We start from the raw sequence: 22685 nt of genomic DNA, 5'->3' as shown, positions 1-22685 counted from the left end.
CGCCACCGGACGCTGTTGCCGGATGCGCTGCGCTTATCCAGCCTACGATTTAACGACGTTAATCATCCACGGCACGCCGTATTTGTCGGTCACAGTGCCGAATCCGTGCGCCCAGAAGGTCTCCTGCCAGGCCATTTCAATATTGCCGCCATCGGCGAGGTTGTCGAACCAGCGCTTGCCTTCCGACACATCCTGGGTGTCGAGCACCAGTGTGAAACCCGCGTATTGCGCGCTGCTGCCAGGCGGTATCCCGTCGCTCATCATAATGTCGCTGCCCGCGATGCGGACGTTAGAGTGGGCGATGGCGGTATCCGGGAAGTTCATGCCGGACGGACAGCCTTCTTCGCTGTTTTCGTCTTTAGGCATTTCGCCGAAGGTGATTTTGTAGAGGAGTTCTGCGCCGACGGCCTGCTGATAGAAGGCGGTGGCCTCCGCACAGTTGCCGGCGAAAGAGATGTAGGGACTTAACGGCATAATCTTTACCTCACGTAAGAAAAGCCCGTTAAGTGTAGTTCCCGAACGCCCGGTAAGCGAAGCGTCACCGGGCGGGTCAATCAGTTCTTTTTCACGAACTCAGATTTCAGTTTCATCGGACCGAAGCCGTCAATTTTGCAATCGATATTATGATCGCCTTCAACAAGACGGATGTTTTTCACTTTGGTACCAATCTTCAGCATGGAAGAACTGCCTTTTACCTTCAGATCTTTCACAACGGTAACGCTGTCGCCGTCTGACAGCAGGTTGCCGTTCGCGTCTTTCACAATCAGCGTATCGCTGTCCTGCGCAGGCTCCGCATCGTTCCATTCATGGGCGCATTCCGGGCAAACGAACATGCCATTGTCTTCATAGGTGTATTCAGAATTGCATTTCGGGCAGTGTGGAAGTTGCATGTTGGTATCCTCAAAAGTGTTAACACGCTGGAAAACGCCAGCTAAATGACGGCAGTGTGCCGAAAAAGGCAGCGAGTATAACGCAAATCCCCACTTTTGTCGGTGATATTGTTTTAGAAAAATAGCGCAAAAATGCGTAAAAGATGACACGAACTGTCAGTGAATTAAGGGAAGCTTATGCCCTGCACGGCAGTGATCGTTATGATGATAAATATATCGAATATTTTATTACAGCAAATTGCTACGCTGTGCCATTTCGGATAAGGTGAAGGAACAAGCCGTTATTTATCTATCCTTTCTGATGCTATACATCTTTTGGTGTCAGGGAATACCTCTCTTTTTTGGTGGGTAAATAACGATGATATCTCCTGATGTTTCCTGAAAATGCGTTTTGTCTATTTACTTTTGGTCTTCTGACCAGAGGGATGTTTTACACGTATTAGAAGGGTGAGATTTAAATTCTCATTATCTTCAGTTACTTGTATTAAATGAACATGTTTTCCATACGTGATCATATAAGCCTGAACAGTATAATTAAAAAAACGTGGCTTAATAAAAGTAATAAATTTGCGTTAAGGGAAGGCTTTTATCATGCACACACAGACCATATTTGAATTAAGCCAGGAAGCCGAACGTTTGTTACAGCTGGCTCTGAACAATCTTGATTCATTAAAATCAATGCCGATTGCAAAGCTGGATAGCACAGCCGCTGCCATGAGCGGCGTTAATAACAACGTTTTGCCATTACATTTTAGCGCGCGGGGTGTCGACGCTCAGCAGGCGTTGCTGAATAACGAATTACGCAAAATAACCCGCCTCGAAATGGTGCTGGCGATTGTGGGTACCATGAAAGCGGGAAAATCGACCACCATTAATGCGATTGTGGGTACGGAAGTGCTGCCGAACCGCAATCGTCCGATGACGGCGCTGCCCACGCTGATCCGCCATACGCCGGGCCAGAAGGAGCCGGTGCTGCATTTTTTGCACGTTGCGCCCATTGATACCCTGATTTCCCAGTTGCAGACGAAATTGTGCGATAAAGATCGCGGCAAGCTGGCGCGGCGTCTGGAAATCGACAAGGACATGAATACGCTGCTGGAGCGCATCGAAAGAGGTGAGGCGTTCGGAAAACATCACCTGGGCGCGGAGCCCATCTTTCATTGTCTGAAAAGCCTGAACGATCTGGTGCGGCTTTCTCAGGCGCTGGGCGTGGAGTTTCCTTTTTCTGAGTACGCCGCGATTGAACATATTCCGGTGATTGAGGTGGAATTTGTGCACCTCGCCGGTCTGGATGCGCACCTGGGGCAACTGACGCTGCTCGACACGCCGGGGCCGAACGAGGCCGGTCAGCCGCACCTGCAAAAAATGCTCAGCGAGCAGCTGGCGCGCGCCTCCGCCGTGCTGGCGGTGATGGATTATACCCAGCTTAAATCCATTTCTGATGCTGAGGTTCGTCAGGCAATTTCGGCGGCGGGGAAATCCGTGCCGCTTTACGCCCTGGTCAATAAATTCGATCAGAAAGATCGTAACAGCGACGATGAAGAGCAGGTACGGGCGATGATTTCCGGCACGCTGATGAAAGGGAATATTTCTCCGGGACAAATTTACCCGGTCTCTTCCATGTGGGCCTACCTGGCAAACCGCGCCCGCTATGAGATGAACACCCATGGGCGGCTTCCCGATCATCAGGATCAGCGTTGGGTGCAGGATTTTGCCGAGGCCGCGCTGGGCCGCCGCTGGCGTACGGCCGATCTCGACGATAGTGACCATATTCGCCATGCGGCGGATCTGCTGTGGGAGGATTCGCTGTTCGAACAGCCCATCCGCAAGCTGATTTACGCGGCTTACGCCAACGCCTCGCTGTTCGCCCTGCGGTCGGCATCGCATAAGCTGCTGAACTATGCGCAAAATGCCAGAGAATACCTGGATTTTCGCCATCAGGGACTGACGGTCGCCTTTGATGAGCTGGAGCGGAATATTAAGCGCCTGGAAGAGGACATGGCGATGCTGCGTCAGCGGCAGAGCGTAGTGAGCGATGAGGTCCAGCATGAAGTTGAAGAGGCGCTCAACGCAGCGGATACATTTCTGCTTAGTCAGAAAGGTGAACTTCACCAGGCGCTGGACGACATGTTTAGCCGCCCGTTAATTCTTGATTTAGCCGGGCGCGAGCCATCCAGCATGCGTACAGACGACACGGATGAGCACCAGCAGCTGGTGCTTGACGATGAAGGGCAGGCACAGATTGTCCTGAGCAAGATCCGATCGTCATGCGAGCAGATTTTGCTGAATGCGCAGAGCAGAATTAGCCGGGAGCTGGCGTTACGCTTCGATCAGCTGGAGTCTACGCTCGCCCGATCGTTGAATGAGGCGATGCGCCCCATCGAGATGCAAATTAAGGAACAGCTCAGTCATGCCGGCTTTCGGGCGCGGATTAGCTTTCCGGCGTTTCAGGCAAACCAGCTTAACTTCAATACGCGCGGCTTATTTAATGATGCCATTGTGCAGGACACCCCTCCCGCCAGTCAGCCTGCAGGGGCGGGCAGCGTACGTAATACCGTCTCGCGCTGGCTCAATCATCCCGGCTGGGGCTGGGAAGCGTATGTGGAGACGCGCACCCGATATGTCATCGATATCGCTCAGCTTCATGGCAAATTTACGCAGCATACCGATCAGTTTTGCGATCAAATACGTAAAGCTTTGGCCGCGCAGGTCGATGTCTCTGTTACGGCAGGTATGGCAACGTTTTTTGCAGAGTTTTCGTTGTGCCTGACCGGGTTACAGGAAAGCTTGCGTGATAGCCTTGCCGTGCGGCAGCAGAATGAGCATTCAACCCGGGCGCTTAGCCAGTTGTTGAAGCAAAGTATGACCACAGCGGCGTGGATTCAGGAAGATACCCGACTGTTACGCGATGATATTCAAACCTTATTCGCGGCAGAGCAACCATGACAACACAGCTACTGGACGGTCCCGGGCGGACGCTGGAGTGTATTCATCCAAAATTTATGGTCGATTTGGTCCAGGGGGCGGATGCTGCTCGTCACACCCTCCTGGGGCCACAGCAACTGCAATTTCGTGAGCGTTTGACGCAGGAGATCGTTACGCAGACCCGGTTGCGGCCATGGGCAATGGCGGGAATGCTCAACGAAAATGCAGCACTGCGGCTGGGTCTGGCGGAGAAACTGGCCGGTATGCTCGACCCCGGACACCTGGCGCTGACCCGCATGTCCGACAAGCTGGTAGCCCTGCGCCAGCAGGTTAATCCACGCCTCCCTCAACCTTCCGGATTGTTGCAACAGTACGAGGCGCTCTCCGCACATTTCAACCAGCGTGCCGCCTATAAAGAGAAAGCGCTCGCGCAGCGCGGCCTTACGGTTCAGGCGGGTGAGCACAGCGAGCAAATTTTTACCCGCTGGCGAGCCGGGCAGTATGAAGGCTGGTCGCTGGCTGGCCGCTGCTTTATCGTGCTGGAAGAGTTGCGCTGGGGCGCGTTTGGCGATGCCTGTCGTCTGGCGAATAGTGATGTGGCGGCCATGCTGAAAGATAACCTGCGCAGCATGGCCGCAAACTATCTGGCACAGGGGATTAACGCTTCTCCCACCACCCGGCATTTTTACCATCAGTGGCTGACGACGCCCGCTTCTCCTGGTCTGATGGATTATAAAGATATGCTTGGCTGGCTGGGGGACTGGTGTCAGGCGGATAAACATCCGGTGAGCTGGTCAGTGACGCAGAGCTGGCAAACGGTCGCGCTGGGTATGCCGAGACTCTGTTCGGCAAAACGGCTGGTGGATGGCATGATGGAAGAGATATTTAGTGCGTGATTGCCCCCTCTTTTTAAGGAGGGGGCGAACGACTTAGTGGTGCATTTCTACCGCTTTCGGCTCTGCCTGGGTTTCCGGAACCTGTCCAAAACGTCTGGCGTACAGCGCCGTGATGATCGGGACCAGAATCGCCGTCACAATCACGCTGGCGGCAACCAGGGCCGTGGCGGAAGCCGCCACCGGTTCAAAGGCCGGGTTAATCTGGGCGATAATCACCGGGTTAGCTACCGCAGCGCCTGCGGCCGACGAGGCGGCCACACCTGCGGTTCCGTTACCGCCCCCGATGACGCGGTCTGCAATAATTAGCGGAATACCCGTGATGACGATGACGGCAACACCCAGCACAATACCCAGCAGGCCGGTTTCCAGAATCACGTTCAGATTGATGGTATTGCCCAACGCGAAGCCGAAGAACGGGATCAGTACCGGGGTGGCTTTGCTGAAGAAATCGCGCAGATCGTGATCGAGGTTGCCTAGCGCAAAACCAATCAGGAACGGCAGGATCGCCCCGACAAAATGGTGGGGTTCAAAGGAGGCAAGGCCGGCAGAACCCAGAATCAGCATGGTCATCAGCGGACCCGACTCCAGGGACATCAGCACGAACGCGCCTGATTCTTCTTTGGTGCCATATTGATTCATCAGGCTGGCATAGAGACCGCCGTTGGTCATATCCATTGCTGAAACAATGGCCAGAACGGATAATCCGGCGAAGAATCCGGTCTGTATGCCATTCTCCGGAATGAACATCGCGCAGATCATGGCAACGACCCAGGCGACCGCAATTTTAGTAATGACCAGCGTCCCTGATTTACGTAATACCGTACCAGTTGCACGTAAATTAATAGATGCGCCGATGCAAAAGAACCAGACTGCCAGAATCGGCACCGTTCCGGTGATCATACCTTTTGTAAAACCGCCAAAATAAGCACCGGTATTCGGAGCCAGCGTATTTAATATCGCGCCAAGTACCAGCGGGACCAGCATCATCCCGCCCGGGATGCGTTCTATTGTTGCTTTAATCTTCATCATTAACCCTCACATCTCGCCCGCGTGGCTGGCGGAAATCTCAAAAAATAGATCAACAAATTCAAATGATTGCCTTTTTTGAAGACCAATCTATTCGTTACTTATGCTGTAAAGCGAAATTCAGGTGCTTAGCATTCCTTCATTTGAAAGCCGCTGGGATATTGTGTTCGGGTTTATCATGCGATCTTTGGAATTGCGATTCAATGAAAATAAAACACTGTTTTAGTTATCTGTGTCACATATTGAATGTAAACAGGAATGCCCGCTGTTAATAATTAAATTTTGTGTAAATTCGATGTGAAGAAATGTGATTGTTTTTTGTTTTAAGAGGAATAATAACGGGTGTTAAGATGTGCTTGATAAAGGGGGTGAGAATGACCTTATTTATCGTGAATTGACAAAACCTGAAGCCAACTTACGAACCGGAAAAATATATGTGAAGTTGATCACATATATAAACGCTGGTAGGGTAAAAAGGTCTTTAACTGCCCAGACAGGCGTCAACAGGTTCGGTTGTATTGAGGTAAAACGTCAATGTAAGTAAACCTGCTACGCTTGAATAAGGAGATTCGCATGGAGCGGATCTCTGGTTCACAGCTTGCAAATGCGCTGTGAAACGGACGGGGCTGAGTCTACGAGGAAAGCTATGCTTAGAAGGAAAAAAGTAAAACCCATCACGCTGCGCGATGTCACCATTATTGATGATGCGAAACTGCGCAAAGCGATTACGGCGGCCTCGCTCGGTAATGCGATGGAGTGGTTCGATTTTGGTGTCTACGGCTTTGTTGCCTATGCGCTTGGTAAAGTGTTCTTCCCCGGTGCCGATCCCAGCTTGCAGATGATTGCCGCGCTGGGTACGTTCTCTGTTCCCTTCCTTATTCGCCCTCTCGGTGGCCTGTTCTTCGGCATGCTGGGTGATAAATATGGTCGCCAGAAGATCCTGGCTATTACTATTGTCATCATGTCGATAAGTACATTCTGTATCGGCCTTATTCCGTCCTATGCGACCATTGGTATATGGGCACCGATCCTGCTGTTGATCTGTAAGATGGCGCAGGGCTTCTCCGTTGGCGGCGAATATACCGGTGCATCGATTTTTGTCGCCGAGTATTCTCCGGACCGAAAACGCGGCTTTATGGGCAGCTGGCTCGACTTTGGTTCGATTGCCGGGTTTGTCATGGGCGCGGGAGTTGTGGTTCTGATTTCAACCGTAGTGGGTGAAGAGAACTTCCTCGACTGGGGCTGGCGTATTCCGTTCTTCCTGGCGCTGCCGCTTGGCATCATCGGTCTTTACCTGCGTCACGCCCTGGAAGAGACGCCTGCGTTCCAGCAGCACGTTGAAAAGCTGGAACAGGGCGACCGTGAAGGGTTGCAGGATGGCCCGAAAGTGTCGTTCAAGGAGATTGCGACCAAACACTGGCGCAGCCTGCTGACCTGTATCGGTCTGGTGATTTCCACCAACGTGACCTATTACATGCTGCTGACATACATGCCGAGCTATCTGTCGCATAACCTGCACTACTCGGAAGACCACGGTGTGCTGATTATTATCGCCATCATGGTAGGCATGCTGTTTGTGCAGCCGATTATGGGCCTGCTGAGCGATCGCTTTGGCCGTAAGCCATTCATTATTCTCGGTAGCGTCGCACTGTTCGCGCTGGCAATCCCGGCCTTTATTCTGATTAACAGCAATGTGCTGGGGCTGATTTTCGCCGGTCTGCTGATGCTGGCGGTGATCCTCAACTGCTTTATCGGGGTGATGGCTTCTACGCTACCGGCAATGTTCCCGACGCATATTCGCTACAGTGCGCTGGCGGCAGCCTTTAATATCTCCGTTCTGATTGCGGGCCTGACGCCGACGCTTGCTGCTTCACTGGTGGAGAGCACGCAGAACCTGATGATGCCTGCTTACTATCTGATGGTTATTGCGGTGATTGGCCTGATTACCGGTATTACTATGAAGGAGACGGCGAACCGTCCACTGAAAGGGGCAACGCCTGCGGCGTCCGATATTCAGGAAGCGAAGGAGATCCTGCGCGAGCACTACGATAACGTAGAGCAGAAGATTGAAGATATTGACGCAGAGATTGAAGAGCTTCAGAAAAAACGTTCTCGCCTGGTTGACCAGCATCCGCGAATTAACGAGTGATAAAAAACCCGCCGCTGGCGGGTTTTCTTTTATTAGCATCCTGCGGCGATATAGTCGCCGCTGACGCTGACGGGGATCACCGTCAGGAAGAGGATAGTTGCGAACAGTATCAGAACAACTCCTCCGGCTATTTTGACCATCGGCATTACCCAGTTCAGGGAAGTGCCGCCACTAAACCAGGCTACTGTGCGTTCACGCGCGTAACGTACTGCCAGCGACAGCCCCATAATCGACAGCGCCGTGCCCAGCGACATTGTCATCACAGCAGCAATTCCCCAGCTAATAATGCCGAGCGCATTCGAGAACATCAGGATCATAATTGCTCCGCTGCACGGGCGTGCGCCAATGGCCAGCACCACGCCCAGACGGGTTTTCCAGTCGCTTTTAGCCAGATCCACCCCTACGCCGTGATGGCCGCAGCCACAGTGTTCATTATGATGATGCGGCTTGATGGCGCTAATCGCCATTTTGCGCGGACGCAGGCTGCTGAGCGCCTGATAAATGATAAACGCACCGAAGGCGGCAATCAGTAAGGCGCTGATTTTCTCGACGTACCAACGGCTGGTACTGATATCCCCTGCCGCGAGGTTCAATCCAACCGCCAGGATAAAGACAAAGAGGATCGCGCTGACGCCCTGCATCAGGCTACCGATAAACGGTACGACGCGCGCCGCGAGCTGGCTCTCTTTATTGGTGCTGAGATACGTGGCGACGATAAATTTGCCGTGTCCTGGTCCAACGGCATGGAGTACACCATAAAGAAACGCACCGGTTAACAACCACAGCCCACCGCTGTACTGATGATTATTAAGTTGCAGCAAATACATCACCAGATAACGGTGCAGGGTGATCTGAGCGGCGAGGCACCACTGAATAAATGCATTCCAGTGCGTATGCAGTGCGAAACCTGCCATAAGTAACACCAGCACGGCGAGCCCGGCGGTTGGGATACGCCAGTCACGTTGAAGTCGTTGTGTCGTCATCAGGTTGGTCTGCGAGAGGAATATTTGCCGCTAGTATAGTGTTCAATTAGTGGGATCGCACCGGGATCGTCAATGGATTGTGGATAACTCTGTGCGTAAAAGGGTATAAGGCGGGGTTTTGCTGGGGAATACAGCAGTCAGTCATTTTTTTGCAACTTTTCTGTTGCGGTCGCTCGGGAACTCCCTATAATGCGCCTCCATCGACACGGCAGATGTGAATCACTTCACAGACAACCCGGTCGGTTGAAGAGAAAAAATCCTGAAATAACGGGTTGACTCTGAAAGAGGAAAGCGTAATATACGCCACCTCGCGACAGAGCGCTGAAGCGCGTCGCAACTGCTCTTTAACAATTTATCAGACAATCTGTGTGGGCACTCAAAGTGACATGGATTCTTAATGTCTTCGGACACTAAATGAATACCAAGTCTCAACGAGTGAACACGTAATTCATTACGAAGTTTAATTCATTGAGCATCAAACTTTTAAATTGAAGAGTTTGATCATGGCTCAGATTGAACGCTGGCGGCAGGCCTAACACATGCAAGTCGAACGGTAACAGGAAGCAGCTTGCTGCTTTGCTGACGAGTGGCGGACGGGTGAGTAATGTCTGGGAAACTGCCTGATGGAGGGGGATAACTACTGGAAACGGTAGCTAATACCGCATAACGTCGCAAGACCAAAGAGGGGGACCTTCGGGCCTCTTGCCATCGGATGTGCCCAGATGGGATTAGCTAGTAGGTGGGGTAACGGCTCACCTAGGCGACGATCCCTAGCTGGTCTGAGAGGATGACCAGCCACACTGGAACTGAGACACGGTCCAGACTCCTACGGGAGGCAGCAGTGGGGAATATTGCACAATGGGCGCAAGCCTGATGCAGCCATGCCGCGTGTATGAAGAAGGCCTTCGGGTTGTAAAGTACTTTCAGCGGGGAGGAAGGCGACAGGGTTAATAACCCTGTCGATTGACGTTACCCGCAGAAGAAGCACCGGCTAACTCCGTGCCAGCAGCCGCGGTAATACGGAGGGTGCAAGCGTTAATCGGAATTACTGGGCGTAAAGCGCACGCAGGCGGTCTGTCAAGTCGGATGTGAAATCCCCGGGCTCAACCTGGGAACTGCATTCGAAACTGGCAGGCTAGAGTCTTGTAGAGGGGGGTAGAATTCCAGGTGTAGCGGTGAAATGCGTAGAGATCTGGAGGAATACCGGTGGCGAAGGCGGCCCCCTGGACAAAGACTGACGCTCAGGTGCGAAAGCGTGGGGAGCAAACAGGATTAGATACCCTGGTAGTCCACGCCGTAAACGATGTCGACTTGGAGGTTGTGCCCTTGAGGCGTGGCTTCCGGAGCTAACGCGTTAAGTCGACCGCCTGGGGAGTACGGCCGCAAGGTTAAAACTCAAATGAATTGACGGGGGCCCGCACAAGCGGTGGAGCATGTGGTTTAATTCGATGCAACGCGAAGAACCTTACCTACTCTTGACATCCAGAGAACTTAGCAGAGATGCTTTGGTGCCTTCGGGAACTCTGAGACAGGTGCTGCATGGCTGTCGTCAGCTCGTGTTGTGAAATGTTGGGTTAAGTCCCGCAACGAGCGCAACCCTTATCCTTTGTTGCCAGCGGTTAGGCCGGGAACTCAAAGGAGACTGCCAGTGATAAACTGGAGGAAGGTGGGGATGACGTCAAGTCATCATGGCCCTTACGAGTAGGGCTACACACGTGCTACAATGGCGCATACAAAGAGAAGCGACCTCGCGAGAGCAAGCGGACCTCATAAAGTGCGTCGTAGTCCGGATTGGAGTCTGCAACTCGACTCCATGAAGTCGGAATCGCTAGTAATCGTGGATCAGAATGCCACGGTGAATACGTTCCCGGGCCTTGTACACACCGCCCGTCACACCATGGGAGTGGGTTGCAAAAGAAGTAGGTAGCTTAACCTTCGGGAGGGCGCTTACCACTTTGTGATTCATGACTGGGGTGAAGTCGTAACAAGGTAACCGTAGGGGAACCTGCGGTTGGATCACCTCCTTACCTTAAAGAACCTGCCTTTGCAGTGCTCACACAGATTGTCTGATGAAAAGTAAATAGCAAGGCGTCTTGCGATTGAGACTGTACGTCCCCTTCGTCTAGAGGCCCAGGACACCGCCCTTTCACGGCGGTAACAGGGGTTCGAATCCCCTAGGGGACGCCACTTGCTGGTTCGTGAGTGAAAGTCACCTGCCGTCATATCTCAAAACTGACTTGCGAGTCATGTTTGAGATATTTGCTCTTTAAAAATCTGGATCAAGCTGAAAATTGAAACGACACATCTTTAATGGTGTGTTCGAGTCTCTCAAATTTTCGCAATCAGAAGTGAAACATCTTCGGGTTGTGAGGTTAAGCGACTAAGCGTACACGGTGGATGCCCTGGCAGTCAGAGGCGATGAAGGACGTGCTAATCTGCGAAAAGCGCCGGCGAGGTGATATGAACCTTTGACCCGGCGATGTCCGAATGGGGAAACCCAGTGCAATCCGTTGCACTATCGTTAACTGAATACATAGGTTAACGAGGCGAACCGGGGGAACTGAAACATCTAAGTACCCCGAGGAAAAGAAATCAACCGAGATTCCCCCAGTAGCGGCGAGCGAACGGGGAGCAGCCCGGAGTCTGAATCAGCTTGTGTGTTAGTGGAACGGTCTGGAAAGTCCGACGGTACAGGGTGATAGTCCCGTACACGAAAGCACACTTGCTGTGAACTCGAAGAGTAGGGCGGGACACGTGGTATCCTGTCTGAATATGGGGGGACCATCCTCCAAGGCTAAATACTCCTGACTGACCGATAGTGAACCAGTACCGTGAGGGAAAGGCGAAAAGAACCCCGGCGAGGGGAGTGAAAAAGAACCTGAAACCGTGTACGTACAAGCAGTGGGAGCCTCTTTATGGGGTGACTGCGTACCTTTTGTATAATGGGTCAGCGACTTATATTCTGTAGCAAGGTTAACCGTATAGGGGAGCCGAAGGGAAACCGAGTCTTAACTGGGCGTTAAGTTGCAGGGTATAGACCCGAAACCCGGTGATCTAGCCATGGGCAGGTTGAAGGTTGGGTAACACTAACTGGAGGACCGAACCGACTAATGTTGAAAAATTAGCGGATGACCTGTGGCTGGGGGTGAAAGGCCAATCAAACCGGGAGATAGCTGGTTCTCCCCGAAAGCTATTTAGGTAGCGCCTCGTGAACTCATCTTCGGGGGTAGAGCACTGTTTCGGCTAGGGGGCCATCCCGGCTTACCAACCCGATGCAAACTACGAATACCGAAGAATGTTATCACGGGAGACACACGGCGGGTGCTAACGTCCGTCGTGAAGAGGGAAACAACCCAGACCGCCAGCTAAGGTCCCAAAGTCATGGTTAAGTGGGAAACGATGTGGGAAGGCACAGACAGCCAGGATGTTGGCTTAGAAGCAGCCATCATTTAAAGAAAGCGTAATAGCTCACTGGTCGAGTCGGCCTGCGCGGAAGATGTAACGGGGCTAAACCATGCACCGAAGCTGCGGCAGCGACACTATGTGTTGTTGGGTAGGGGAGCGTTCTGTAAGCCGTTGAAGGTGTGCTGTGAGGCATGCTGGAGGTATCAGAAGTGCGAATGCTGACATAAGTAACGATAAAGCGGGTGAAAAGCCCGCTCGCCGGAAGACCAAGGGTTCCTGTCCAACGTTAATCGGGGCAGGGTGAGTCGACCCCTAAGGCGAGGCCGAAAGGCGTAGTCGATGGGAAACAGGTTAATATTCCTGTACTTGGTGTTACTGCGAAGGGGGGACGGAGAAGGCTATGTCAGCCGGGCGACGGTTGTCCCGGTTTAAGCATGTAGGCGGAGGTTCCAGGTAAATCCGGTACCTTGTTAACGCTGAGGTGTGATGACGAGGCACTACGGTGCTGAAGTGATAAATGCCCTGCTTCCAGGAAAAGCCTCTAAGCATCAGGTAACACGAAATCGTACCCCAAACCGACACAGGTGGTCAGGTAGAGAATACCAAGGCGCTTGAGAGAACTCGGGTGAAGGAACTAGGCAAAATGGTGCCGTAACTTCGGGAGAAGGCACGCTGATGTGTAGGTGAAGTCCCTGCGGACGGAGCTGAAATCAGTCGAAGATACCAGCTGGCTGCAACTGTTTATTAAAAACACAGCACTGTGCAAACACGAAAGTGGACGTATACGGTGTGACGCCTGCCCGGTGCCGGAAGGTTAATTGATGGGGTTAGCGGCAACGCGAAGCTCTTGATCGAAGCCCCGGTAAACGGCGGCCGTAACTATAACGGTCCTAAGGTAGCGAAATTCCTTGTCGGGTAAGTTCCGACCTGCACGAATGGCGTAATGATGGCCAGGCTGTCTCCACCCGAGACTCAGTGAAATTGAACTCGCTGTGAAGATGCAGTGTACCCGCGGCAAGACGGAAAGACCCCGTGAACCTTTACTATAGCTTGACACTGAACACTGGTCCTTGATGTGTAGGATAGGTGGGAGGCTTTGAAGCGTGGACGCCAGTCTGCGTGGAGCCAACCTTGAAATACCACCCTTTAATGGCTGGTGTTCTAACGTAGACCCGTAATCCGGGTTGCGGACAGTGTCTGGTGGGTAGTTTGACTGGGGCGGTCTCCTCCCAAAGAGTAACGGAGGAGCACGAAGGTTGGCTAATCCTGGTCGGACATCAGGAGGTTAGTGCAATGGCATAAGCCAGCTTGACTGCGAGCGTGACGGCGCGAGCAGGTGCGAAAGCAGGTCATAGTGATCCGGTGGTTCTGAATGGAAGGGCCATCGCTCAACGGATAAAAGGTACTCCGGGGATAACAGGCTGATACCGCCCAAGAGTTCATATCGACGGCGGTGTTTGGCACCTCGATGTCGGCTCATCACATCCTGGGGCTGAAGTAGGTCCCAAGGGTATGGCTGTTCGCCATTTAAAGTGGTACGCGAGCTGGGTTTAGAACGTCGTGAGACAGTTCGGTCCCTATCTGCCGTGGGCGCTGGAGAATTGAGGGGGGCTGCTCCTAGTACGAGAGGACCGGAGTGGACGCATCACTGGTGTTCGGGTTGTCATGCCAATGGCACTGCCCGGTAGCTAAATGCGGAAGAGATAAGTGCTGAAAGCATCTAAGCACGAAACTTGCCCCGAGATGAGTTCTCCCTGAGACCTTGAGTCTCCTGAAGGAACGTTGAAGACGACGACGTTGATAGGTCGGGTGTGTAAGCGCAGCGATGCGTTGAGCTAACCGATACTAATGAACCGTGAGGCTTAACCTTACAACGCCGAAGCTGTTTTGGCGAAGAGACAGACACGATTTTCAGCCTGATACAGATTAACAGAATTTGCCTGGCGGCTTTAGCGCGGTGGTCCCACCTGACCCCATGCCGAACTCAGAAGTGAAACGCCGTAGCGCCGATGGTAGTGTGGGGTCTCCCCATGTGAGAGTAGGGAACTGCCAGGCATCAAACAGAAAGAACCCCGTACCGGAAGGTGCGGGGTTTTTTGCTTTGTGCACGGAAAAACATGCCGGATGGCGGCTTCCCCTTATCTGGCATGCGGGTTTTGTAGGTCCGGTAAGCGCAGCGCCACCGGGCAATGCCGGCCGCACGACCTCATCGGGAAGAGATACAGGAATAAAATTTAGGTAAGGTTTTGATAAGCGCAGAAAAGCAAAAACCCAGCCATAGGCTGGGTTCTTTAAATAGTGGTGCCCGGACTCGGAATCGAACCAAGGACACGGGGATTTTCAATCCCCTGCTCTACCGACTGAGCTATCCGGGCAACGGAGCGCATTAAACCGCAATCGCGCGCGATCGTCAACATTATTTCGGGAAAAGCTGTTCAACTGCTTAAGTTTGCGGCAATCTGTCCGTTTGTGCGCTGAAAATGCACAAATCTTCCAGACAGTTCAGGCAAGATGTGACAATGCTGACAGTAAGAGGAGGGCAGTATGGCAAACGACTGGCTTGAGCTGCGTCAGCATGCAGAAACAGGTATTGAGACAATTAAGGCGCATTTCGAAGGACACGCCTTTGATCCCCACTGGCATGATAGCTATCTGGTCGGAATAACCCTTTCCGGTACGCAGCAGTTCCACTGTCGCCGTGAACGCCACCGTAGCCAGCCGGGCGATGCTTTTTTACTTGAGCCTGGTGAAATACATGACGGTGATGCACCGGTAGAGGGTGGCTTTACTTATCTGACCTTTTATCTGGATGAACACTGGCTCACCCGTACGCTTCAAGGGCTGTATGACTCTACTCCCGGGAGTTACACCCTCCACTTTGCCCAAACGCTGACGCGAGAGCCTCAGCTGGTGCGCGCTATCGGTGATACATTTGCCTCGCTGCATAACGATGAGATGAAGATCGTACAACAGAGCACAATGGATAACCTGCTCACTAAGATTACAGCCCACTGCCACTGGCGGAAGAAACTCCCGTCGCAGTTACAAAGCTCCGCTGTGGCGCATCGTGCCCGCGACTATCTCTATGCGCATATCGGCGAGAACGTGGGGCTGTCAGACCTTGCGCGGGAGACGGGGACGGATCGCTTTACGCTCACCCGCTGCTTTAAGCGCGAGTTTCACCTTGCGCCGCACGCCTGGCTTATCCAGCTGCGCCTGGCAAAGGCCCGACAGATGCTGGCGTATGGGGAACTGCCTGTTGATGTGGCGACGGCAGTAGGTTTTGCCGATCAAAGCCATCTTGGTCGCTGGTTCCAGCGGGCGTACCGTATTTATCCGGCACACTACCGTCGGTTGTGCACAAACCTTCCAGACGTTTCCAGAAAATAACGGCACATTCATGGCTCTACTAAAAGGAGCCACCTGTGAATTTAATACCCTTCCTGCTGTTTGCATTTGTCGCCTCGATTACACCGGGGCCAACCAATATTTTGGTACTGGCTAACAGTCAGCACTTTGGCGTAAAAAATACGGTTCCTGCGATCCTGGGTGGGTGTCTTGCCGCCAGCGCTATTGTTCTGGTTTCAGGCGCTGGGGCAGGAGAAGTGTTACGCCAGTATCCGCTGATACGTCAGGTGATGAGCTGGGCGGGCGTGCTGTGGCTTTCCTGGATGAGCTGGCAGCTGTTTAGCGCCCCGGCCGCGAATCTCTCCTCCAGGCGTCATGTTCGATTTACCGCGCGGGCGGCGGCGTTATTACAGGTTGTAAACCCAAAAACCTGGATGATGGCGCTGGCCGTCGTCAGCCTGTTTGCTCCGGCAAGCGACCATGCATTACGGGATATTTCGCTGATGGCGCTATGGTTTCTGGCGATCTCAGTGGTCTGTTTGTTGTGCTGGGCGTGGCTGGGGAAGGCGGTGAACCGGATTTTCCGCACCACCGTGGCGATGGTGCGATTTCAACGTACAATGGCGCTGTGTTTGTTTATTTCCGCCTGGACGGGAATGCTGGCTTAGGTCAGTGCACCACCCATACGGCACTGCGCAAACCGCAAAATATCTTCCGCCAGACGGTGCGCCGTATCCACATCCGCCTGGCTACGGTTCACCAGCATGCGGCTCAGGCAACCTTCCAGCACCAGCTCCATCTGCTTCGCGACCATTGCCGGATCATCCACTTCAAGTGTGGTCAGCAGCTCGTGTGTGAACTCGTGCGCGGCTCGTTTTTGCTGATCTGCCAGCTGATGGATGGGGTGTCCGGGATCCGGATAGTAGGTGCAGGCGGCGATAAACAGACAGCCTGGGTAACGGTTGTTGGTGACACACTCCGTCAGTGCGGTATAGCGTGCCAGCAGCTTTTGCTCGGTGGTCAGCTCTTCATTCAGCATCAGTTGCCTGCGCCAGATATCCACCTGCTGGCTGAGATAGCGCAGGGCATCATACAGCAGCGCCTCTTTATCCGGCCAGAAGCGCTTAAGTTCATCCAGAGGGTAATCGATACGGTCGGCTACCATCTCAAGCGTGGTGCTGGCGATCCCTTGAATCTCAAGTAATTGCAGGGCTTGTCCCAGTACGTCTTCGCGTTGCACGGTTATCTCCTCCGCTATTCCCAACGGTTTGTCCCGTCTAAAGTGTTGTTTACGGTTGGCGATTGCGCAAATGCGCGTTGAATGCCGTCGCGTCCATAAACCCGGTTACACGCTGCGTCAGCTGTTCTTCCCCCTGTTCATTGAAGAACAGGATGGTAGGCAGCCCGAGCACGTTAAGTTGCTTCAGCAGAGCCTTATCCTGCGCGCTGTTGGCGGTAACGTTCGCCTGGAGCAGAACGGTATCGCTCAGCGCATGTTGTACCTGCGGATCGCTGAAGGTGTATTTTTCAAACTCTTTGCAGGCCACGCACCAGTCGGCATAGAGATCGAGCATGACCGGTTTGCCTTTCGCCTGCACCAGGGCTCGGTTAAGGTCATCCACGTTTTTAATCTGTATAAAATTCAGATGAGCCTGCGTTTGACCTGTCGGGGTGCCAAACGCCCAGTCCTGTAACGGACGGACGCTCACCAGCGCGGCCGCCAGCAGAAGGATCTGTAGCAGGCGCATCCACGGTTTCTTCGCACCCAGACTCACGATAAATGCCCAGCTGAAGAAGGCCACGCCGAGCATAGCCCACAGACGCGTACCCCACACATCACCGATGATGCGTTCCAGCAGGAATACCGGTAGCGCCAGAATGACAAAACCAAACGCGGTTTTCACTGTCTCCATCCACGGGCCGCTCTTCGGCAGCAGACGATTGCCAAATACCGTCACAAGGATCAGCGGCAGACCCATGCCGAGCGCGTAAAGGTACAGTGTGCCGCCGCCGAGCCAAAGGTTGCCGCTCTGGGCAATGTATAACAGGATGGCGCTCAGCGGCGCGGTGGTGCAAGGGGAGCAAATCAGCCCGGCGATGGCACCCATGGCGAACACGCCGCCCGCAGAGCCCCCCTGCTGACGGTTGCTCATTAGCGTCAGACGGGTTTGCAGGGAAGAGGGCAGTTGCAGAGTGAACAGGCCAAACATCGACAGCGCCAGCAGAATAAACACTGCTGACAGTCCGATAAGCACATAGGGGTGCTGAAGGGCGGCCTGGAACTGCAACCCGGCAGCGGCGACCACGAGGCCGAGCGCCGTATAGGTTAACGCCATGCCCTGCACATAGATAAAGGCCAGCAACAGCGCGCGGGCGGTGGAAAGGCGTTGCTTACCACCCAGCACGATGCCAGAGATAAGCGGGTACATGGGCAGTACGCAGGGCGTAAAGGCGATGCCGATACCAATCAATAACGCCCAAAGCGCTGAGAACGGAAGGTCTGAAGCGGCTTCGCCTTCACCCCTCACACTGGCCATTTCCCCTGAGGGGAGAGGGGAGGCCGCCGCTTTCACTTCGCTAAGCGGAACGACCTTTGTTTCAGAGGGATAGCAGAAGCCCGCATCGGCGCAACCCTGATACGTCACCGTCAGGGTTGCGCCTTTATCCGCCTGATTCACCGTGACGGGCACGCTTAAGCGCTGGCGATAAATTTCACTTTTACCGTAGAACTCGTCCTCGTGCCATTCGCCAGCGGGCATCTGCAATGCGCCGACGTCAGCCTTTGCCGGCGTGATGCTGACCTGCTTGCGATAGAGGTAATAACCCTCTTTCACCTGCCAGGTGAGGCTGAGATCGTGCTGGTTTTGCTGAAAGTCGAAAACGAATGCCTGGTCGGCAGGAATAAAGTTCGAACGGCCGGGCGCGTCAAACAACCCGGCAAAAACTGACGTGCTGCACAGCAGCAGGATCAGCGTAAAGAAGCGTTGAGCCATGAGAGATAATCGTTATCGCCGTGGACCACTGGCAGCACCAGCAGCTCCGGGGTTTGGTAAGGATGATGAGACTTGAGGCAGTCGAGGAGCGCCTGCTGGTTGGTCAGATTGGTTTTGAGCAACATCTGGACTTCGTACTCTTGCTCCAGCTTGCCTTCCCAGTAATAAAGGGAGGTGGCGCCGGGAAGTAGCGTGACGCAGGCAGCCAGTTTTTCGGCAAGCACTTTGGCGGCGAGATCCTGGGCAGAAGCTTCATCAGGGGCGGTACACAGTACAACAACAGCATCAGGCGTGTTCACAAGTCGACCTCCTCATCACGAAAGTCTTCACTATATCACGCCATGTGATTGGTCATTAATGAAACGGGCCGCAGCGCGGCCCGTTTTTAACTATTTTTACAACGGCTAACCGTTTACAGCACAATGCCGCCGATGATAAAGCCGAGGACCACGCAGAGCGTAATCGCCACCACGCCCGGGATGAGGAACGCGTGGTTAAACACGTATTTACCGATACGGGTCGAGCCGGTGTCATCCATCTCAACCGCGGCCAGCAGGGTTGGGTAGGTTGGCAGCACGAACAGGGCGGAAACCGCCGCGAAAGAGGCAATCGCCGTCAGCGGCGTCACGCCCAGCATCAGTGCCGCAGGCATTAGCGCTTTGGTGGTCGCAGCCTGGGAGTACAGCAGCGTTGCGGCAAAGAACAGCACCACCGCCAGTAGCCACGGATAGTTGTGCAGCAGGTCGCCTGCAACTGTCTGGATATCGCTGATGTGCGCTTTCACGAAGGTGTCACCGAGCCACGCCACACCCAGCACGCACACGCAGGCGCTCATACCGGATTTGAAGGTGCTGGCGTTCAGCACTTCGCTGGTGTCGATTTTACAGGTGATACTGATCAGCGTCGCGATGGTCAGCATAAATACCACAATCGCTTCGTTACGCGGCAGAACCGGGTTCTGGATCAGACCTACCGTATCGCTGATGGCGGTCGCGTAGAACATCACGGCGACGATACCAATCAGGAACAGCAGCACGGAGCGTTTTGCATGCGGCTTCAGCTCAAAGACCTGGCTACCGCGCAGGCTCACTTCACCTTTTGCCAGGCGCTCCTGGTAAACCGGATCGTCTTTCAGCTCGGCGCCGAGGAAGTTACACAGCACGGCAGTGATCATTACCGCAATCAGCGTGACCGGAATACAGATCGCCAGCAGCGTCAGATAACTTACGCCCATCGGCTCGAGAATACCCGCGAAAAAGACCACTGCCGCGGAAATGGGCGAGGCGGTGATCGCAATCTGGGAGGCGACTACAGCAATAGAAAGAGGGCGAGACGGGCGAATACCCTGCTCTTTCGCCACTTCGGTGATGACCGGCAGCGTAGAGAAAGCGGTATGGCCAGTACCGGCGAGAATGGTCATAAACCAGGTCACCAGTGGGGCAAGGAAGGTGATGTATTTTGGATGACGACGCAGCATACGCTCCGCCAGGCTCACCAGGTAGTCCATACCGCCAGCGACCTGCATGGCCGCAATGGCAGCGATAACCGCCATGATGATTTCGATAACGTCAAAAGGGATTGCGCCGGGTTTAATCTGAAAGATCAGGGTAAGTACGAGCACGCCGAGACCGCCGGCAAAGCCGATGCCGATACCCCCGAGTCGTGCGCCCAAATAAATCGCCAACAGGACGATGACGAGTTCTGCTCCAAACATAAAGACCTGCCTTGCTTATTAACAAGTTGATATTGAATTGTTGTGTTTTGGTAACGGCCATAAAGAAAAAAGGCACGTCACAAGTGACGTGCCTTTCGGAAGCTTAGCCTGAACGGTTACTGTTCGCTTTCATCGGTATATCGTTTCGCTTTATATGCCGGGTGCATCAGGTTCTGGGCGGAGAAGATATCGTCCAGTTCGGCTTCGGTCAACAATCCTCGCTCGAGAACCACCTCACGCACGCTCTTACCGGTTTCGGCACAAATCTTCCCGACGATATCGCCGTTGTGGTGGCCGATGAACGGGTTGAGGTAGGTGACGATGCCGATGGAGTTATAGACGTAGCCTTCACACACTTCTTTATTCGCGGTGATGCCGTTAATGCATTTTTCCAGCAGGTTGTAGCAGGCGTTGGTCAGAATGTGGATAGATTCAAACATCGCCTGGCCAATCACCGGCTCCATTACGTTCAGCTGGAGCTGACCGGCTTCGGAGGCCATGGTGACGGTCGTATCGTTACCAATCACCTTGAAGCAAACCTGGTTCACCACTTCTGGCACCACCGGGTTCACTTTAGCTGGCATGATGGATGAACCCGCCTGCAACTCTGGCAGGTTGATTTCATTCAGGCCAGCGCGCGGACCGGAGGAGAGCAGGCGCAGGTCGTTACAGATTTTGGACAGTTTCACCGCCAGACGTTTCAATGCGCTGTGCACCATCACGTAGGCGCCGCAGTCTGAGGTGGCTTCAATCAGGTCTTCTGCAGGCACAACCGGCAGGTTGGACACTTCAGCCAGCTTCTGTACCGCCAGCTGCTGATAGCCATCCGGGGTGTTCAGGCGTGTACCGATGGCGGTAGCGCCCAGGTTCACTTCCAGCAGCAGTTCGGACGTGCGCAGCAGGTTTTTGGTCTCTTCATTCAACAGCACGTTAAACGCGTGGAACTCCTGGCCGAGCGTCATCGGCACCGCGTCCTGCAGCTGGGTACGACCCATTTTCAGGATGTCCTGGAACTCAACGGCTTTACGCTGGAAGCCATCACCCAGCTGATTAATCGCGTCGACCAGTTTGACGACAGAGGCATACACCGCGATGCGGAAGCCGGTTGGGTAGGCGTCGTTGGTGGACTGACATTTGTTAACGTGGTCGTTCGGGTTCAGGTACTGGTATTCACCTTTCTGATGACCCATCAGCTCCAGGCCGATGTTTGCCAGCACTTCGTTGGTGTTCATGTTGACGGAGGTGCCTGCGCCGCCCTGATAGACGTCAACCGGGAACTGATCCATGCATTTGCCGTTGTTCAGCACTTCATCGCACGCGGCGATAATCGCATTTGCAGCGCTTTTAGGAATGGTTTGCAGCTCTTTGTTTGCCAGAGCCGCGGCTTTTTTTACCATCACCATGCCACGCACAAATTCAGGGATGTCGCTGATTTTGCTGTTGCTGATGTAGAAGTTTTCAATCGCTCTCAGAGTGTGAACACCATAGTAGGCATCCGCTGGAACTTCCCTGGTACCCAACAAATCTTCTTCGATACGAATGTTGTTTAACATGTGAACCTTCTTTTCAAGCTGCCGATGGATTGTACTAAACACACAGTAGATATGTGGTTTTGAATATTTTATGACCGACGATTATTCCCTCAATCGGCCAGATGTTCGAGATCATATGCTGATGATAGCGAATTGCTGTAAGCTGGATCACTTATTATCGACCCGATTTCATGATAATTATTAATCTGTGAAATATGTCACCGCTTTAATATTTCCAGAAAAAATATCCGTGCAAACCGATTGAATTTTGGCTAACCGTCACCATTTCTTATCTACGCGCTTCGCGAACACATTCAGTCAGGGGCCAGAAGGCACCTGCCACACAGGAGATGCCAGTGCGCTGGATACCATTTATTGCTTTCTTTCTTTATGTTTACATTGAGATTTCGATTTTCATCCAGGTTGCCCATGTGCTGGGCGTCCTGCTGACGCTGATTCTGGTGATCTTCACCTCCGTCATCGGCATGTCGCTGGTGCGCAATCAGGGTTTCAAAAATTTCCTGTTAATGCAGCAGAAGATGGCCGCAGGTGAAAGCCCGGCCGCCGAGATGATCAAAAGCGTGTCGCTGATTATTGCTGGCCTGCTGCTGATCCTGCCTGGGTTCTTCACCGACTTCCTCGGCCTGCTGTTGCTGTTGCCGCCGGTGCAGAAGCATCTGACCATGAAGCTGCTGCCGCATCTGCGTTTCAGCCGTATGCCAGGCGGTGGTTTCAGCACCGGCCCGGGGGATACCTTTGAAGGGGAATATCAGCGTAAGGATGAGCAGCGCGACCGGTTAGATCATAAAGACGATCGGTAAGTT

At 53.5% G+C, this 22685-nt stretch carries 15 protein-coding genes, 2 tRNA genes and 3 rRNA genes; 10 read left to right on the top strand and 10 right to left on the bottom strand.

Features of this window, described 5'->3' with window-relative positions; all coding sequences use genetic code 11:
* Positions 1-42: 42 nt before the first annotated feature.
* Together yjdN and SK51_RS02280 are read right to left on the bottom strand one after the other, a co-directional pair.
* Positions 43-474, bottom strand: coding sequence for a VOC family metalloprotein YjdN (yjdN, locus tag SK51_RS02285; protein WP_022646788.1), 432 nt, complete (start codon positions 472-474; stop codon positions 43-45).
* Positions 475-554: 80 nt separating this feature from the next.
* Entirely contained in the window at positions 555-890 is a 336-nt protein-coding gene (locus SK51_RS02280; protein ID WP_022646789.1) for a zinc ribbon domain-containing protein YjdM, read from the bottom strand.
* A 591-nt stretch (positions 891-1481) separates the two neighbouring features.
* Here SK51_RS02280 and crfC point away from each other — a divergent pair.
* Positions 1482-3836 carry a clamp-binding protein CrfC gene (gene crfC / locus SK51_RS02275; protein ID WP_023305280.1) on the top strand — a complete coding sequence of 785 codons (2355 nt, stop codon included), beginning with the start codon at positions 1482-1484 and terminating at the stop codon, positions 3834-3836.
* The gene (locus tag SK51_RS02270; RefSeq protein ID WP_023305281.1) at positions 3833-4711 is read left to right on the top strand and encodes a diguanylate cyclase regulator RdcB family protein; all 879 of its coding nucleotides are present in this window, start codon (positions 3833-3835) and stop codon (positions 4709-4711) included. Before crfC ends, SK51_RS02270 begins: the two co-directional genes overlap by 4 nt.
* 33 nt (positions 4712-4744) lie before the next feature.
* Here the strand turns inward: SK51_RS02270 and kdgT are convergent, their stop codons facing one another.
* The gene (gene kdgT / locus SK51_RS02265) at positions 4745-5737 is read right to left on the bottom strand and encodes a 2-keto-3-deoxygluconate transporter (RefSeq protein ID WP_022646792.1); all 993 of its coding nucleotides are present in this window, start codon (positions 5735-5737) and stop codon (positions 4745-4747) included.
* A 646-nt stretch (positions 5738-6383) separates the two neighbouring features.
* On the opposite strand from kdgT, the gene proP reads away from it, so the two are divergent.
* Positions 6384-7886 (top strand): glycine betaine/L-proline transporter ProP, encoded by a 1503-nt coding sequence (gene proP, locus SK51_RS02260; RefSeq protein ID WP_022646793.1) that lies wholly within the window; start codon positions 6384-6386, stop codon positions 7884-7886.
* Positions 7887-7918: 32 nt separating this feature from the next.
* Here proP and SK51_RS02255 read toward each other — a convergent pair whose 3' ends face one another.
* Complete coding sequence (locus SK51_RS02255; RefSeq protein WP_023305283.1) at positions 7919-8869, bottom strand: nickel/cobalt transporter; 951 nt, start codon at positions 8867-8869, stop codon at positions 7919-7921.
* A 485-nt stretch (positions 8870-9354) separates the two neighbouring features.
* Here SK51_RS02255 and SK51_RS02250 point away from each other — a divergent pair.
* From SK51_RS02250 to rrf, 4 genes are all read left to right on the top strand, one after another.
* A 16S ribosomal RNA gene (locus SK51_RS02250) occupies positions 9355-10896 on the top strand.
* Positions 10897-10980: 84 nt separating this feature from the next.
* Positions 10981-11056, top strand: a tRNA-Glu gene (locus tag SK51_RS02245).
* A 183-nt stretch (positions 11057-11239) separates the two neighbouring features.
* Positions 11240-14144: ribosomal RNA gene (locus SK51_RS02240) — 23S ribosomal RNA — on the top strand.
* A gap of 69 nt (positions 14145-14213) precedes the next feature.
* Positions 14214-14329: ribosomal RNA gene (gene rrf / locus SK51_RS02235) — 5S ribosomal RNA — on the top strand.
* Together the 16S, 23S and 5S rRNA genes with 1 tRNA gene alongside form the textbook arrangement of a ribosomal RNA operon.
* Before the next feature lie 244 nt (positions 14330-14573).
* Here rrf and SK51_RS02230 read toward each other — a convergent pair.
* A tRNA-Phe gene (locus SK51_RS02230) sits at positions 14574-14649 on the bottom strand.
* 169 nt (positions 14650-14818) lie between these two features.
* Here SK51_RS02230 and SK51_RS02225 point away from each other — a divergent pair.
* Both SK51_RS02225 and SK51_RS02220 read left to right on the top strand, forming a co-directional pair.
* Entirely contained in the window at positions 14819-15664 is an 846-nt protein-coding gene (locus tag SK51_RS02225; RefSeq protein WP_023305284.1) for an AraC family transcriptional regulator, read from the top strand.
* 35 nt (positions 15665-15699) lie between these two features.
* Positions 15700-16290 (top strand): LysE family translocator, encoded by a 591-nt coding sequence (locus SK51_RS02220; protein ID WP_023305285.1) that lies wholly within the window; start codon positions 15700-15702, stop codon positions 16288-16290.
* Here the strand turns inward: SK51_RS02220 and SK51_RS02215 are convergent.
* The 5 genes from SK51_RS02215 to aspA form a co-directional block, all read right to left on the bottom strand.
* Positions 16287-16862, bottom strand: a complete 576-nt coding sequence (locus tag SK51_RS02215; protein ID WP_017383972.1) for a transcriptional regulator — start codon at positions 16860-16862, stop codon at positions 16287-16289. The two genes, SK51_RS02220 and SK51_RS02215, sit on opposite strands and share 4 nt — an antisense overlap.
* Before the next feature lie 49 nt (positions 16863-16911).
* On the bottom strand, positions 16912-18615 hold the full coding sequence (locus SK51_RS02210) for a protein-disulfide reductase DsbD (protein WP_023305286.1): 1704 nt from the start codon (positions 18613-18615) through the stop codon (positions 16912-16914).
* A complete protein-coding gene (gene cutA / locus SK51_RS02205; RefSeq protein WP_003855908.1) occupies positions 18591-18914 on the bottom strand; it encodes a divalent cation tolerance protein CutA in 324 nt (107 codons plus the stop codon). Before cutA ends, SK51_RS02210 begins: the two co-directional genes overlap by 25 nt.
* 113 nt (positions 18915-19027) lie before the next feature.
* Positions 19028-20329 (bottom strand): anaerobic C4-dicarboxylate transporter, encoded by a 1302-nt coding sequence (locus SK51_RS02200; RefSeq protein WP_008502949.1) that lies wholly within the window; start codon positions 20327-20329, stop codon positions 19028-19030.
* Positions 20330-20445: 116 nt separating this feature from the next.
* The gene (gene aspA / locus SK51_RS02195) at positions 20446-21882 is read right to left on the bottom strand and encodes an aspartate ammonia-lyase (protein ID WP_003855923.1); all 1437 of its coding nucleotides are present in this window, start codon (positions 21880-21882) and stop codon (positions 20446-20448) included.
* A 335-nt stretch (positions 21883-22217) separates the two neighbouring features.
* On the opposite strand from aspA, the gene SK51_RS02190 reads away from it, so the two are divergent.
* Positions 22218-22682 (top strand): FxsA family protein, encoded by a 465-nt coding sequence (locus tag SK51_RS02190; RefSeq protein ID WP_003855925.1) that lies wholly within the window; start codon positions 22218-22220, stop codon positions 22680-22682.
* The last annotated feature ends 3 nt before the right edge of the window (positions 22683-22685 follow it).

The sequence above is a fragment of the Enterobacter sp. MGH85 genome, from assembly GCF_001037655.1.
In the GTDB taxonomy this organism is placed as follows: Bacteria; Pseudomonadota; Gammaproteobacteria; order Enterobacterales; family Enterobacteriaceae; genus Enterobacter; species Enterobacter intestinihominis.
This window is presented reverse-complemented; position numbering and strand designations above follow the sequence as displayed.

Excerpts from the sequence above, each read along its gene's own strand:
- yjdN (WP_022646788.1), bottom strand. The coding sequence starts at position 474 with ATGCCGTTAAGTCCCTACATCTCTTTCGCCGGCAACTGTGCGGAGGCC.
- SK51_RS02280 (WP_022646789.1), bottom strand. The coding sequence starts at position 890 with ATGCAACTTCCACACTGCCCGAAATGCAATTCTGAATACACCTATGAA.
- crfC (WP_023305280.1), top strand. The coding sequence starts at position 1,482 with ATGCACACACAGACCATATTTGAATTAAGCCAGGAAGCCGAACGTTTG.
- SK51_RS02270 (WP_023305281.1), top strand. The coding sequence starts at position 3,833 with ATGACAACACAGCTACTGGACGGTCCCGGGCGGACGCTGGAGTGTATT.
- kdgT (WP_022646792.1), bottom strand. The coding sequence starts at position 5,737 with ATGAAGATTAAAGCAACAATAGAACGCATCCCGGGCGGGATGATGCTG.
- proP (WP_022646793.1), top strand. The coding sequence starts at position 6,384 with ATGCTTAGAAGGAAAAAAGTAAAACCCATCACGCTGCGCGATGTCACC.
- SK51_RS02255 (WP_023305283.1), bottom strand. The coding sequence starts at position 8,869 with ATGACGACACAACGACTTCAACGTGACTGGCGTATCCCAACCGCCGGG.
- SK51_RS02225 (WP_023305284.1), top strand. The coding sequence starts at position 14,819 with ATGGCAAACGACTGGCTTGAGCTGCGTCAGCATGCAGAAACAGGTATT.
- SK51_RS02210 (WP_023305286.1), bottom strand. The coding sequence starts at position 18,615 with ATGGCTCAACGCTTCTTTACGCTGATCCTGCTGCTGTGCAGCACGTCA.
- SK51_RS02200 (WP_008502949.1), bottom strand. The coding sequence starts at position 20,329 with ATGTTTGGAGCAGAACTCGTCATCGTCCTGTTGGCGATTTATTTGGGC.
- aspA (WP_003855923.1), bottom strand. The coding sequence starts at position 21,882 with ATGTTAAACAACATTCGTATCGAAGAAGATTTGTTGGGTACCAGGGAA.